The organism is uncultured Phenylobacterium sp., assembly GCF_902826855.1.
In the GTDB taxonomy this organism is placed as follows: domain Bacteria; phylum Pseudomonadota; class Alphaproteobacteria; order Caulobacterales; family Caulobacteraceae; genus Phenylobacterium.
Window position 1 is genome coordinate 1 of the sequence record NZ_CADEGK010000134.1, and the last position, 13,091, is coordinate 13,091.

The 13,091-nt window shown below is 70.0% G+C and carries 12 protein-coding genes; 2 read left to right on the forward strand and 10 right to left on the reverse strand.

Features of this window, described 5'->3' with window-relative positions; genetic code table 11:
* The 4 genes from mreC to modA form a co-directional block, all read right to left on the reverse strand.
* Window positions 1–1,113, reverse strand: a 1,113-nt coding sequence (mreC, locus tag QZV94_RS17010; protein WP_293679311.1) for a rod shape-determining protein MreC, incomplete at its 3' end; no start/stop codon positions are given.
* A gap of 96 nt (window positions 1,114–1,209) precedes the next feature.
* Window positions 1,210–2,253, reverse strand: a complete 1,044-nt coding sequence (locus QZV94_RS17015; RefSeq protein WP_293679313.1) for a rod shape-determining protein — start codon at window positions 2,251–2,253, stop codon at window positions 1,210–1,212.
* Window positions 2,254–2,497: 244 nt separating this feature from the next.
* Window positions 2,498–3,181: a molybdate ABC transporter permease subunit gene (modB, locus tag QZV94_RS17020; protein WP_293679315.1), complete on the reverse strand. Its 684-nt coding sequence runs from the start codon at window positions 3,179–3,181 to the stop codon at window positions 2,498–2,500.
* The gene (modA, locus tag QZV94_RS17025; protein ID WP_293679317.1) at window positions 3,178–3,927 is read right to left on the reverse strand and encodes a molybdate ABC transporter substrate-binding protein; all 750 of its coding nucleotides are present in this window, start codon (window positions 3,925–3,927) and stop codon (window positions 3,178–3,180) included. The genes modB and modA overlap by 4 nt, the downstream gene beginning before the upstream one ends.
* 39 nt (window positions 3,928–3,966) lie before the next feature.
* Between modA and QZV94_RS17030 the strand changes: the two genes are divergently transcribed.
* Entirely contained in the window at window positions 3,967–4,755 is a 789-nt protein-coding gene (locus tag QZV94_RS17030) for a TOBE domain-containing protein (RefSeq protein WP_293679319.1), read from the forward strand.
* Between the two features lie 2 nt (window positions 4,756–4,757).
* Here QZV94_RS17030 and QZV94_RS17035 read toward each other — a convergent pair whose 3' ends face one another.
* From QZV94_RS17035 to QZV94_RS17055, 5 genes are all read right to left on the reverse strand, one after another.
* Window positions 4,758–6,314 carry a hypothetical protein gene (locus QZV94_RS17035; protein ID WP_293679321.1) on the reverse strand — a complete coding sequence of 519 codons (1,557 nt, stop codon included), beginning with the start codon at window positions 6,312–6,314 and terminating at the stop codon, window positions 4,758–4,760.
* A complete protein-coding gene (locus tag QZV94_RS17040; protein WP_293679323.1) occupies window positions 6,311–7,072 on the reverse strand; it encodes an ABC transporter ATP-binding protein in 762 nt (253 codons plus the stop codon). Before QZV94_RS17040 ends, QZV94_RS17035 begins: the two co-directional genes overlap by 4 nt.
* A 32-nt stretch (window positions 7,073–7,104) precedes the next feature.
* A complete protein-coding gene (locus QZV94_RS17045; RefSeq protein ID WP_293679325.1) occupies window positions 7,105–7,986 on the reverse strand; it encodes a DMT family transporter in 882 nt (293 codons plus the stop codon).
* A gap of 177 nt (window positions 7,987–8,163) precedes the next feature.
* Window positions 8,164–9,759, reverse strand: a complete 1,596-nt coding sequence (locus QZV94_RS17050; protein WP_293679327.1) for a 2-isopropylmalate synthase — start codon at window positions 9,757–9,759, stop codon at window positions 8,164–8,166.
* Between the two features lie 255 nt (window positions 9,760–10,014).
* A complete protein-coding gene (locus QZV94_RS17055; RefSeq protein WP_293679329.1) occupies window positions 10,015–10,722 on the reverse strand; it encodes a TVP38/TMEM64 family protein in 708 nt (235 codons plus the stop codon).
* Window positions 10,723–10,862: 140 nt separating this feature from the next.
* On the opposite strand from QZV94_RS17055, the gene QZV94_RS17060 reads away from it, so the two are divergent.
* Window positions 10,863–12,065 carry a pyridoxal phosphate-dependent aminotransferase gene (locus QZV94_RS17060; protein WP_293679331.1) on the forward strand — a complete coding sequence of 401 codons (1,203 nt, stop codon included), beginning with the start codon at window positions 10,863–10,865 and terminating at the stop codon, window positions 12,063–12,065.
* Window positions 12,066–12,070: 5 nt separating this feature from the next.
* Here QZV94_RS17060 and QZV94_RS17065 read toward each other — a convergent pair.
* On the reverse strand, window positions 12,071–13,091 hold a 1,021-nt coding region (locus QZV94_RS17065; protein WP_293679332.1), incomplete at its 5' end, for a M20/M25/M40 family metallo-hydrolase.

Consider the following 13,091-nt stretch of genomic DNA (forward strand, 5'->3'; position numbering starts at 1 on the left):
CTTGGCCGCGGGCGCCGCGGCGGCTGTGGGTGCGGTCCTTCCGGCGGGCGGGGCAGCCGCGGGCGGCGGCCGCACGGCCTTCAAGGGTGGGGCGGCCGTGCCCGGCCGGGGGGTGGACGCGCCTGCGGCCGCCGCGCCCGAAGCGGCGGGCGTGGCCGGAGCCGCCGGTGTGCCGGGCGGCGCGACCTCAGGTGGGGGCGGCGGAAGTGTGGAGGCCCCGGGCGTCGGCGGCGGCGCCTCGACCTTCTCCAGGCCGGCCTTGTCGGTGATCTGGGTGAAGTCCTGGAACAGGAGGATGCGCACGAAGTCCACGGGGGCCCGGTCCGAGGCCAGGACCACCCGCCAGCGTCCGTCCAGCCCCTTCACCGCCACACCGACGGGCAGGCCTCGGGGGAGGACACCGCCGTCGCCGGACGTCAGCACCCGGTCGCCGCTCTTGACCGGGTCCAGGCCGCGCAGATGTTCCAGTTTGGGGTTCGGCCCGCCGTCGCCGGTCAGGATGGCGCGGGCGTTGGTGCGGTCGATCAGCACCGGCGTGCGCGAGGCCACGTCCGTCAGCAACAGGATCCGGCTGACCCCATTGGTGACGCCCACCACCCGGCCCACGAGGCCGTTCTCGCTCATCACCGGATTGCCGGGCTTGATACCCGCCTCGCTGCCGGCGTTGGCCAGGCGCGAATTGGCGAAGGGTCCGCGGGAGTCGCTGACGACGCGGGCGGACGCCATCATGATCGGCGGATCGGTCTTCAGGCCGAGGATCGCCTGGTAGCGTTCATTGGTGTCCTTGAGCGCGATGGCCACCGCGCGCCACTCGTGCGCCCGCCTCAGCTCGGCGCGCAGGCGGCGGTTCTCGGAGACCGCGAAGAAGTAGCCCCTGATGCCCTCGACACCGGCGCCCGTCCACCGGCCGGGCTGGGAGAGCGCGTCGCCGACGGGCGCCAGCACCTTGTCGGAGAGCGTGCGCGGCTGGCCGTAGGCGTCGGTGTCGAAGTCCTCGCGCCGATCGGAAAGCAGGATGGCCACCGAGGCGATCAGCACGACGATGAAGACGACGCCGGCCGTCCAGGTCAGCGGCACCCTGATTTCGCCGAGCGGGTTGTCCCTCAAGGACATGCAGTGCCCCGGAGAGCGCGCTGGAGGCGCGCTCCAGATGGATTATGGACAAGCCGCTCCACGGGAACGGCTCGGACGCCTCGCGACGCGCCGATGCTACGCCAGAGTCGCTTCAAGGACGCCCTTCATCCACTTCGGATGTTCGAGCACTTTGCCGCAGCCGAGGGCCACGCAGCTGAGCGGATCGTCGGCGACGGTGACCGGCAGGCCGGTGTGGTCGCGGATCTCGGCGTCCAGGCCGCGCAGCAGCGCCCCGCCGCCCGTCAGCATGATGCCCTTGTCGGCGATGTCGGAGGCGAGCTCCGGCGGGGTGGCTTCCAGCGCCATCTTCACCGCGTCGACGATCTGGCTGACCGGCTCGGAGAGCGCGTCCGACGCCTGCTTTTCGGAGATCCGCACCTCGCGCGGCACGCCCTGCATCAGGTCGCGGCCCTTCACCTCGATGGAGAGGCCTTCGCCGTCGGCCGGCGCCCGGGCGGTGCCGATCTCCTTCTTGATCCGCTCGGCGGTGGTCTCGCCGATCAGCAGGTTATGGTTGCGGCGCATGTAGCTGATGATCGCCTCGTCCATCTTGTCGCCGCCGACGCGGACCGAACGCGAATAGACGATGCCGGAGAGCGAAAGCACCGCCACCTCGGTGGTGCCGCCGCCGATGTCGACCACCATCGAGCCGGTCGGCTCGTGGATGGGCAGGCCGGCGCCGATCGCCGCGGCCATCGGCTCGTCGATCAGACCGACGCGACGGCCGCCGGCGTTCAGGCAGCTGTCGTTGATGGCGCGGCGTTCCACGGCGGTCGCGCCGGACGGCACGCACACGATGACCTTGGGGTTCACGAAGCCCTTCCGGTTGTGAACCTTGCGGATGAAGTACTTGATCATCTCCTCGGCGACTTCGAAGTCGGCGATGACCCCGTCGCGCATGGGGCGGATCGCCTCCATGTGTCCGGGCGTACGGCCCAGCATCTGCTTGGCCTCGATGCCCACAGCATGGACGACCTTCCGACCGCCGACGTTGCGCAGCGCCACGACCGAGGGCTCGTTGAGCACAATGCCCTTGCCCTTCATGTAGATCAGCGTGTTGGCGGTGCCGAGGTCGATGGCGATGTCGTTCGAGATGGCGCCGAAGAGCGAGGAGATCATGCAGGGCCCTGGAGGAAGGGGGCTGGAGTTGCGTGCCGACAGAAGGTCCAAAGGCGAACCGGCTGACACATGAGGATGTGTCGAGTCGCTACGCTTTGTCTGGCGGGCTTTGAGACCCTCTGCCCTGACGAATGTGCCATTTCAAGACTTAATGAGCCGTGTGCGCGCTCGCGTCGCGCGAGAAATATTAGGCGTCGTATTGCCGCGGATTCGCCGTTTTCGCCGCGACGTCGCGAAAAGCCCGCTACCGGACGTTGAATCCCGGCCAACTGATGCGGCGTTCGAGCCGCAAAAGGACGAGGATGGCGATGAATCCGAACGCCACCAGCAGGCCGGAAATTGCGTGCGCGCGGCCCCATTCCAGCGCCTCCACCGAGCGATAGACCTCGATCGACAGCACGTTGGTGACGCCGGGGATCGCCCCGCCGATCATCAGCACCACGCCGAACTCGCCGATCGTGTGGGCGAAGGTGAGAATTGTGGCCACAACATAGCCCGGGATCGAAAGCGGCAGGGCCACGTGGACGAACGCGGAGAGGCCGGAGGCGCCCAGGGTGGCGGCGCTGTCGAGTTGATCCTGGTCCACGCCCTGAAAGGCGTTGCGCAGCGGCTGCACCGCGAACGGCAACGAATACACGACCGAGCCGATCACGAGACCGCTGAACGTGAAAGCCAGCGTGCGGATCCCCATGGCCTGAAGCGGCGCCATCAAGACGCTGTGCGGACCCAGGGCCAGCAGCAGATAGAACCCCAGCACGGTCGGCGGCAGCACAATCGGCAGGGACACGACCGCGCCCACCACCTGCCCAAGCCAGCCACGGCTCTTGGCCAGCCACCACGCCAGGGGCGTAGCGAGCACAATCAGGATCGCGGTGGTGACGCCGGCGAGCTTCAGCGTCAGCCCGATGATGTCGGCAAGGTCGCTCAAGGGACCTCGTAGCCATACTTGCGGATGACGGCCTTGGCCTCCGCGGTCTTCAGGAAGGCCATGAAGGCGGCCGCCGCAGGATTGGCGACGCCGGTCTTGAGCAGCACCGCCTGCTGGTCGATAGGCGTGTGGTTGGCGGGCGGAACGAGCCACCGCGAGCCGCCCTGTCCGGCAACGACCTGCGAGAGCGCCACGAAGCCGACCTCGGCCGCACCGGTGTCGACGAAGTGATACGTCTGGGTGATCGAGGCGCCCTGGACCAGCTTCGGCCTTAGAGCCTCATACACGCCCAGTCTGCGCATCGTCTCCAGGGCGGCCAGCCCATACGGCGCGCTCTTCGGGTCGGCCATGGCCAGCTTCTGGAAGCGGCCGGACCGCAGCACTGCGCCCGCGCCATCCACCAGCCCCGGGGTCTTCGAAAACAGGACGAGCCGGCCCACCGCGTAAGTGAAACGGCTGCCGCCCACGGCCAGCCCCTCGGCCTCTGCTCTCTCCGGCCGTTCGCGGTCGGCCGACAGCAGCACGCCGAACGGCGCCCCGTTGGCGATCTGGGCGTAGAATTGGCCGGAGGCGCCGAAGCTCAGGCCGGCCTCGTGGCCGGTCCGGGCCTTGAACCGGCTCGCGATCTCGCGGGCGGGCTCGGCAAAATTGGCGGCGACGGCGACCTGAACACGCGCCGCCGCCGCAGGCGCCGTGTAGGCGAACACGGCAAGGACCGCGAAGACGAGGCGTGAAATCCACCGCATACGGCGTTATGTAACTCGCATGCATATCGAGGTGAAGCCTTGACCGAAGCGTTGACCGCGATGGTGAGCCTGCAGCGTGGCGGCCTGCCGCGAGTGGCGTTGACCCGTATGGCCCTGGTCGAGGCGATCGCGGAGTTGGGCTCGATCAGCGCGGCGGCCCGCAAGGTCGGGCTCAGCTACAAAGGCGCCTGGGACGCGGTTCAGGCCCTCAACAACCTGTTCGACTCCCCGCTGATCGAGGCGGCGCCGGGCGGCCGGGCCGGCGGTGTGGCGCGCGTGACCGACCGAGGCCTCGCGGTGCTGAGTGCGTTTCGCCGCGTGCAGACCGAGATGGACGCAGCGCTGGCCAAGCTTGACCACACCCTCTCCGGCGCCCCGGCGGCGGACCTGTTCTGGAGCCTCGGCATGAAGACCAGCGCGCGCAACGCGCTCCGTGGGGTGGTCGCGGCCATCGGCCCGGGTGCGGTCAGCGGCGAGGTGACGCTCCGCCTGGCGGACGGCGTGACGATCACCGCGATCCTCACGCGGCGCAGCATCGAGGACCTCGACCTGGCCATCGGCAAGCCCGCCATCGCGCTGATCAAGGCGAGCTTCGTGATCCTGGCCAAGGGGAAGAACCTGCGGGCCTCGGCCCGCAATCAGATCGCCGGAACCGTGGCGCACCGCGAGGACGGGGCGGTGAGCAGCGAAGTGATCGTCGACATCGGCGGCGGCAAAAGCCTGGTCGCCACGGTGACCTTGGAGAGCGCCGAGGCGCTTGGGATCGCCCCGGGGGATGCCGTCACCGCATTGATCGAGGCGCCCCAGGTGATCCTGGCCGTGGAGTGAGGTCAGCTTGCAACGCGAAGCGCCTCGGCGATCTGGGTGTCGCTGCGCCGTAGGGCCAACAGGATGAGGCCCGCCAGCGCGGCGGGGGCCACCGCTGCGAGCGCCCAGGGCAAGCCCATGGCGATCAAGGCGGCCGTCAGCGCGATCAGGGCGCCGACCAGGAGTTCGACGATGGTGACGAACCAGGAGGCGCGGCCGCGGCGGCGGAACTCCGAGCGCTTGCCCGGTCGCTGCCACCACACGTTCATCAGTCCCGCCGCGGCGATGGAGGCGGCGCAGCCGGCGCTCGCCGCCGCCCCCGCCAACGGCGCCAGCACCAGGAGCGGCAGCAAGACCGGTGCGAGCAGCACCGCGAGCGGCAGGGCGGCCGCGGCCAGCTTGCCGCGCCGCACCAAGGCGACGGGCGATGGCGAGGAGGCCAGCAGGTCCGGCGCGTCCTCCGCCGAGACCGTGATCCAGGCCAGGCTGCCGGCAACCTGCCCGGCGATCAGGCACAGCGCCGCGACGCTGCCCGGGAACAGGAGATCGTCGCCCCGGCCGGCCTGGCGCAACAACAGGAAGCCGACCGGCAACATGTAGAGCACGCGCATCAGCACCTGGGCCAGCAGCGCCGGGTCACGGACGAGGAGCCGCAGTTCCTTGCGCAGGGTGGTGACGAAGGCGCCCTCGGCGAACGCGCCGAAGCGGGTTCGGGTGCGGCCCGTCGCCCCTCGGCCTGCCCGCGCGGCCGCGGCCGCGTCGGCGGCGAAGCGCGGGCCGAGGATGGCGCTGGCCAACCAGAACAGGCCCGCCCCGGCCGCGACTACGGCCGCGAGCGGCAGGGGCTCGCCCAGCATCGCGCGCAACGGCCAGTCTAGACCGGGGACCTGGACCTGTGGATCGCGGGCCAGGCGCATGATGGTCTGCCACAGGCTCTGCGACCGCCCTTCGCCAAGGATGTTGTGCGCCTGGGCGGCCAGGAAGAAGGACGCGCCGATCACCGCGGCTGTGACCTGGGCCGCCGTTCGCGTGCGTCGCGGTCCGATCACTCGGAAGAGGCTCGCGGCCAGCAGCAGCCCCGCCCCCGCCGAGGCCAGCGCCAGGGCGAACAGCACGACCAGGCCGGCCAGCCAGGGAAGGTGGCCCTGCACGGCGATCGCCACGAGCGGCCCGGTCAGGAAGTAGCCGAAGATCCAGAACACCCCGGCGGCGACAGCCAGGAACCGGACAGTCATCACGCGCTGGGGGCGGAGCGGTGAGGAGAACAGCAGGTCGAGGTCCCCGCGCTCATAGAGGGCGTCCACCGCCGCCGTCAGGGTCTGCGACAGCATGAGGGTGAAGAAGGCGATCAGCATGAACGCCGCGATCGCCGCGGCCACCGGCGTCGGAGTGACCTCCACGCGTGAAAGTAGGCGGCCGAGCGGGATGCCGCCGACCACGGTCAGGAACAGCGGGACGCCCAAGGTGAAGGCCAGCATCAGCCAGCGGTTGCTCTGCTTGCCGCGCCGGCCCCAGCGGCGGCGCGCCATGCGCAGCTCATGGCCGAGCAGCCAGAGCGTCGAGCCAGGTCGGCCGATCACGCCGCCGGGCTCGCGGCGTGGCTCTCATCCGGCGCGGTCAGCTCCAGGAAGACGTCCTCCAGGGTCGCGCCCGCCTCGCCAGTGCGCGCCCGCAGCTCATCCAGGGTCCCCTCGGCGACGAGGCGGCCGTGCTGGATGATGCCGATGCGGTCCGCTATCCGCTCGGCGACTTCCAGGATGTGGGTGGTCAGGATCACCGTCGCCCCGCCCTTCACCCGCTCCTGCAGCAGATCCTTGACCTGCCGCGCGACGGCCGCGTCGAGGCCGGTAAGCGGCTCATCGAGGATCAACAGGGAGGGATCGTGGATCAGCGCCCCGGCCAGGGCGGTCTTCTGCTTCATGCCGCGGGAGAAGCCCTCGCAGCGTTCCCCGCGGTTGTCCCACAGGCCCAGCCAGCGCAGGAGCTCCTCGGCCTTGGCCTGCGCCGCCTTGGCCGGAACGCCCCACAGGCCGGCCACGAACTCCAGGTATTCAAGCGGGTTGAGCCGGTCGTAGAGCATCGGCTCGTCCGGCGCCCAGGCGATCAGCCGCTTGGCCGCCGAAGGCTCGGCGAGCGCATCGGTCCCGAACACCTCGATCCGCCCCGCGTCCGGCTTGAGGAGCCCGGCGACCATCCGCAGGGTCGTCGTTTTGCCCGCCCCGTTGGGGCCCAGCAGGCCGTAGAGCTCACCCTGCCGGACGTTGAGCGTCAGATTATCCACCGCCCGCTTGGCGCCGAACGTCTTGGTGAGGCCGGTAAGGGACAGCGCGTCGGTCATGCGCGCCACTATCGCCTGCGCCGCCCGGCGCGTCAGCCCAGGGCGGTGAAGGCGAGGCCAGCGGCGGTCAGCGCCCCGCCGGTCCATTGCCGCATGCTCAGCTTCTCGCGGAACAGGCGGCGGCCGACGGCGGCGGCGATCGGGCCCTCGATCAGACCCACGGCGCGGACCGGCGCGGCCGGCGCAAGGGCCAGGGCGCCGAACCAGCAGGCGGAGGCCGCCGAACCGAAGAACCCCGCCGCCAGCGAGGCGCGCCACGAGGTCGCCACGGCGCGCAGGGCGCTTGGCCGCAACGCCGCCAGGATCGAGGTCAAGACGATGGATTGCATGGTCTGAGCGACCAGCAGGGCCGCGCTGGCCGAATAGAGCGGATGGCTCGCGTCGAAGGCCTGGCCAGCCTGGCGGTAGGCGTTGAACGCCACGGCGAAGCTGGCCCCCGCCGCCAGCCCCAGGAGCGCGCCGGGCAGGTCCGCCCTGGCCTGCCCCGGCCGCGGCCAGGAGAGGACGACGAGGCCCGCGGTGGCGAGACCCACGCCGAACCAGACGGGGGGGCTCAGCGCGTCACCCAGCACCACCCACCCGAGAACCGCCGCCAGCGGCAGGGACGACTGCTGCAACATGATCGCCACCGCGAAGCCGGACCGGCTCATGGCCATCAGCAGCGCTGCGGTCGCCGCAACCTGGCTGATGGCCCCCAGGACCGCGCCGCTCCAGAACCGCAGCGACGGGTCCGGCGCGGCGTCGGGCGTGAGCAGGCTCATCACGGCGAAAATCGCCGCCGAAAACGGCAGGCCGAACAGGAAGCGCACGAGGGTCGCACCCCAGGGGCCCGCGTCCCCCACCAGCCCGCGCTGCATGGCGTTGCGCGCCACCTGCAGCGGCGCGGCCGCGGCCGCCAGGAAGATCCAGAGCATGCTTCAAAATCCGTCATCCCGGCCAACGGAGCGGTAAAGCCGCGTAGGCCGAGCCGGGACCCAGAGGGCCGCACATACGCTGTGCGAGCCCCGGGCCTCGGCGCAAAATGGATCCCGGTGTTTCGCTCACGCGAAAACCGGGATGACAACTGTTGTTCTGGGGCCGGCGCGCGGCGGCTAGAACCCGCTGGCGACCTTGCCTGGCGCGCTCTTTTCCTTCCTCGCGAAGAGGTTGTTGAGCGCGTTGACGTAGGCCTTGGCCGAGGCTGTGAGCGTGTCGGTGTCGGCGGCCGTGCCGGTGGCGATGCGGCCGTCGTCCTCGAGCCGGACGGAGACCTGCGCCTGGGCGTCGGTGCCCTCCGTGACCGCGTGCACCTGGAAGAGGCGCAGGATCGCCTGGTGCGGCACCACCGCGTGGATGGCGTTGAACACCGCGTCCACCGGCCCGTCGCCGGTGGCGTTGGCGCTCTTCTCCTCGCCGTCGATCGTCACCGTCAGGAAGGCCTCCTGCGGCCCCTCAGTGCCGGCGATGACGCGCAGGTGCTTGACCTGGACCTTGTCGGCCGACGAGGCCAAGGCGTCGTCCACCAAAGCGATGATGTCGTCGTCGAAGACGTGCTTCTTCTTGTCGGCCAGGTCCTTGAAGCGCTGGAACGCCTCGTTCAGCGCATTGGCGCCCAGCTCGTAGCCCAGGTCCTTCAGCTTCTCGCGGAAGGCATGACGGCCGGAGTGCTTGCCCATCACCAGGTTCGAGCCACCCTGCCCCACGTCTTCGGGCTGCATGATCTCGTAGGTGCCGCGGTCCTTCAGCATCCCATCCTGGTGGATGCCGCTCTCGTGGGCGAAGGCGTTCTTGCCGACGATCGCCTTGTTGAACTGCACCGGGAACCCGGTGATCGCCGAGACGTAGCGGCTGGCGCGGGTGATGTGTTGGGTCTCGATGCCGGTATGGAAGCGCAGGTGGTCGCCGCGGACCTTCAGCGCCATGACGATCTCTTCCAGCGCCGCGTTGCCGGCCCGTTCGCCGATGCCGTTGACGGCGCACTCCACCTGCCGCGCCCCACCCTGCAGCCCGGACAGGCTGTTGGCGACCGCCAGGCCGAGGTCGTTGTGGCAGTGGGTGGAGAAGATCACCGTGTCGGCTTTGTCGACGTTCTCAATCACGTCGCGGAACATCTCGGCGTACTCGGACGGGTAGCTGTAGCCCACCGTGTCCGGCAGGTTGATCGTGGTCGCGCCGGCGCGGATGGCGGCGTCCACGCAGCGGCGCAGGAAATCCTGCTCGGTGCGCGTGGCGTCCTGGGCCGACCACTCCACGTCGCCGCAGAGGTTGCGCGCATGGGTCACCGACTTGGTGATCATCTCCAGGATGTCTTCCTGGCTGGCGTGCAGGATGTGGTCCCGGTGCGATGGGCTGGTCGACAGGAAGGTGTGGATGCGGCCGCGCTTGGCCTTCTTGATCGCCTCGGCGCAGCGGTCGATGTCGGCCATGCCGGCGCGAGCCAGGCCGCAGACGACGCTCTCGGTGACGATGCCCGAGATGGCGCGGACCGCCTCGAAGTCGCCGTTGGAGGCGATCGGGAAGCCAGCCTCGATCACGTCGACCTTCATGTCCTCGAGGATCTTGGCCAGCTCGAGCTTCTCGTCGTGCGACATCGACGCGCCGGGCGATTGCTCGCCGTCGCGCATGGTGGTGTCGAAGATGATCACCCGGTCGCGCGGATCGGGCGCGACGGGGACGGCGGGGATGGACTCGGATACGGGGTCGGTCATGTCAGTCTCGCGGTGTTCGGTTCGAAGGGGCGAAGGTTCGAGAACCCCTGGTTCGCCCGGCCGCGGAGATGCGCGTGCCTACTGAGGCGCCCAGGGGCGGCTAAGCCCCAGCGAGAGAAGAAGCAGGCTGTCGAGCCGCGTGCGCATGGTCGGTATCTACCCAAACAGGCCCCATGCCGCAAGCTTGTTGCGCGCCACGCGACGTTAGGCCGCCTCTTCGGCAAGAGCCTTGCGCGGGGCCGCGGCACAGCTTGATCAGCTCTTACCGGTGTCACGGCGGCTGAGCCAGCGGCGCGCGAACCAGCCGATAGCCAGCCATAGCGCGGCGACCGCGGCCAACGCGATCCCGTGACGGCCGATCTCGCCCCGCATCAGCTGCACGATCGAGGCGCCGGCGAAGGCGGTCAGCGCGATCTTGGGCACGATGCCGATCCCGGTGCCGGTGATGAAGTCCCGCGCCCGCATGGGCGTCACCCCTGCGGCCATGTTCACGACGATGAACGGCGCGGACGGGACCAGGCGCACGACCAGGCTGGCCAGGAAGCCGTTCTCGCCCACCAGCCGCATGAACCGCCGCACGCCGTCGCCGGAGAACCGCTCGAGCACCCGCGCCCCTGCCCCCCGTCCCAGGTAGAAGCCGACCAGGGCGGACACCATCGTGCCGATCCAGCTGTAGAGCGCGCCCGTCAGCGGCCCGAACGCCACCACGGCGGCGGCGATCAGCACGATCTGCGGCGTGCCGAGGAAGGCCAGCGCCGCGAACGCCGCCACCGCCACCGGCAGCGACCACGGCCCCCGCGCGGCGCCCAGCCAGCCCTCCAGCGTCCGCTCGCTGTCCACCCCGAACAGCTGCGCGCCAAACACGAACACCACGCCGACGCCACCGAACAGCACGAACGACACCGCCAGCGCCCGCCACGCCTGGGCGTCCATGTTGGAGACGAAGTCGAAGAACCGGCGCATCGGCGCGGAGGTCGCCCGTTCACGTGCGGGGGTCAAGGCGTACGGCCCGGCCAGATTGTGCGAAGCGGCCGTTTGAATGCAGCGCAGCATGGGCTACACCCGCGCCGTCTTTTCCTACCTAGCCCGGAGCCCGCCTCGCCATGTCCCAGGAATCCGCCGCCCTGGCCCGCGTCAAGCCGTCCGCCACCCTGGCGGCGGACGCGAAAGCCCGTGAGCTGCGCGCCCAGGGCAAGGACGTCATCGGCCTCGCTGCCGGCGAACCCGACTTCGACACCCCGGACAACATCAAGGAAGCCGCCATCAAGGCGATCCGCGAGGGCAAGACCAAGTACACCAACGTCGACGGCATCCCGGAGCTGAAGGAGGCCATCGTCGCGAAGTTCGCCCGCGAGAACGGCCTGACCTACAAGACCAGCCAGGTGAACGTCTCGCCGGGCGGCAAGCCGGTGATCTGGAACGCCATGCTCGCCACGCTCAACCCGGGCGACGAGGTGATCGTGCCGACGCCCTACTGGGTGAGCTATTGGGACATCGTGCTGCTGGCCGGAGGCACCCCGGTGGCGGCCCCCACGACGGCGGAGCGCGGCTTCAAGCTGCAGCCGGCGGACCTTGAGGCGAGGATCACGCCCCGGACCCGCTGGATCCTGCTGAACTCGCCGTCGAACCCGTCCGGCGCGGCGTACACGCGCGCCGAACTGCGGGCGCTGGCCGACGTCCTGCTGCGTCATCCGCAGGTCTGGATCCTCACCGACGACATGTACGAGCACCTGGTGTTCGGGGACTTCGAGTTCACCACCATCGCCCAGGTGGAACCGGCGCTCTACGACCGCACCCTGACCATGAACGGGGTCTCCAAGGCCTACGCCATGACCGGCTGGCGGATCGGCTATGCGGCCGGGCCCGAGCCGCTGATCAAGTCGATGGCCAAGGTGATGAGCCAGACGACGTCGAACCCTTCGTCGATCAGCCAGTGGGCGGCGGTCGAGGCGCTGAACGGGCCGCAGGACTTCATCAAGCCCAACGCCAAGCTGTTCGAGGGCCGCCGCGACCTGGTCGTCTCGATGCTGAACCAGGCCCGCGGCATCAAGTGCCCGACGCCCGAAGGCGCGTTCTACGTCTATCCGTCCTGCGAGGGACTCATCGGCCAGACCGCGCCCTCGGGCCGCGTGATCGGCTCCGACGCGGACTTCGCCGTCGAACTGCTGGAGGCCGAGGGCGTGGCGGTGGTGTTCGGCGCAGCCTTCGGGCTCTCGCCGTTCTTCCGGATCAGCTACGCGACCTCCAACGCCGTGCTCGAGGACGCCTGCCAGCGGATCCAGCGCTTCTGCGCCAACGTGAAATAGCGCCGCTAGGGCTTCATTCCCGGGTTCCACTGCGGGCGGAAGTCGCTGTTGGCCAGCCAGCGTATGGGTTCGACCAGTGACTGGATTACCTCGATCATGAACGGCAGGTCCACGTGGGCCAGGTCGTCAGTGGGTTGGTGGTAGGTCGGCGTTACCGGCCAGGCGCTGATGGTCTGGGCGACGACGCCCTTGCGGGCCAGCGGGTAGTTGTCGGAGCGCTGGAAGAAGTTCTCCTCCGGATAGGCGTCCGGGTGGATGCTGGCGCCCTGGGCCCTCAGCGCCGGGCCAAGGTCGGTGCGTTCCCAGCCGGTCAGCATCAGCGCCTTGCGATCGGCGGGGTCGGGCACACCGATCATCTCGAACTGAAGGTTGGCGACGATGGTCTCCAGCGGCGCCGGCGGATGGGCGAGGAAGTACTTGGCGCCGTGGCCGCCCTCCTCCTCGCAGCCGAACAGGGCGAAGTGGACGGTGCGTTTCGGCCGCTTCCCCGAGCCCAGGATGCGCGCAAACTCCATCACGGCCGCCACGCCGGAGGCGTCATCGTTGGCGCCCGGATAGATCACCCCGCCCCGCACGCCCAGGTGATCGTAGTGTGCGCTCAGCAGGATAGACTGCCCGTCGCCGTCGCGGCGCTTGCCGGGCACGACGCCCAGGACGTTGTAGGTGGTCCGGGTCACCGGCGCGCTGCGCGGAGCGGTGATCCGCACGGTCTGGCCCTCCAGGGCCCGCAAGGCCGCGAGCGCTTCAGGCCGCGCATAGACCGTGCTGCGCGTCGGCAGGGCGGGCGGTGTGACGGTCGTGCCGAGGATCTCCACGCCGCTGGGACTGCGCTCGGCCAGCTGGGCCCAGGCGCCGATCAACCGGTCCGAGGCGCGGGTGACCACCGCCACCGCGCCGGCCGTGTAGAATGCGCTGATCGCGCGGGGATCGAACGGCGCGTCGTAGAGCGCCACCTTGCCGGCCGCTGCGGCCGGGCCGGTGAGGGCCACCAGCGCCAGCGGCGCGCTCACCTCGGGCGCCGGATCG

Bases quoted from the DNA above. Each gene is read 5' to 3' on its own strand.
- QZV94_RS17015 (WP_293679313.1), bottom strand. From the start codon at position 2,253: ATGATCTCCTCGCTCTTCGGCGCCATCTCGAACGACATCGCCATCGAC.
- modA (WP_293679317.1), bottom strand. From the start codon at position 3,927: ATGCGGTGGATTTCACGCCTCGTCTTCGCGGTCCTTGCCGTGTTCGCC.
- QZV94_RS17040 (WP_293679323.1), bottom strand. From the start codon at position 7,072: ATGACCGACGCGCTGTCCCTTACCGGCCTCACCAAGACGTTCGGCGCC.
- QZV94_RS17045 (WP_293679325.1), bottom strand. From the start codon at position 7,986: ATGCTCTGGATCTTCCTGGCGGCCGCGGCCGCGCCGCTGCAGGTGGCG.
- QZV94_RS17050 (WP_293679327.1), bottom strand. From the start codon at position 9,759: ATGACCGACCCCGTATCCGAGTCCATCCCCGCCGTCCCCGTCGCGCCC.
- QZV94_RS17055 (WP_293679329.1), bottom strand. From the start codon at position 10,722: ATGCGCCGGTTCTTCGACTTCGTCTCCAACATGGACGCCCAGGCGTGG.
- QZV94_RS17060 (WP_293679331.1), top strand. From the start codon at position 10,863: ATGTCCCAGGAATCCGCCGCCCTGGCCCGCGTCAAGCCGTCCGCCACC.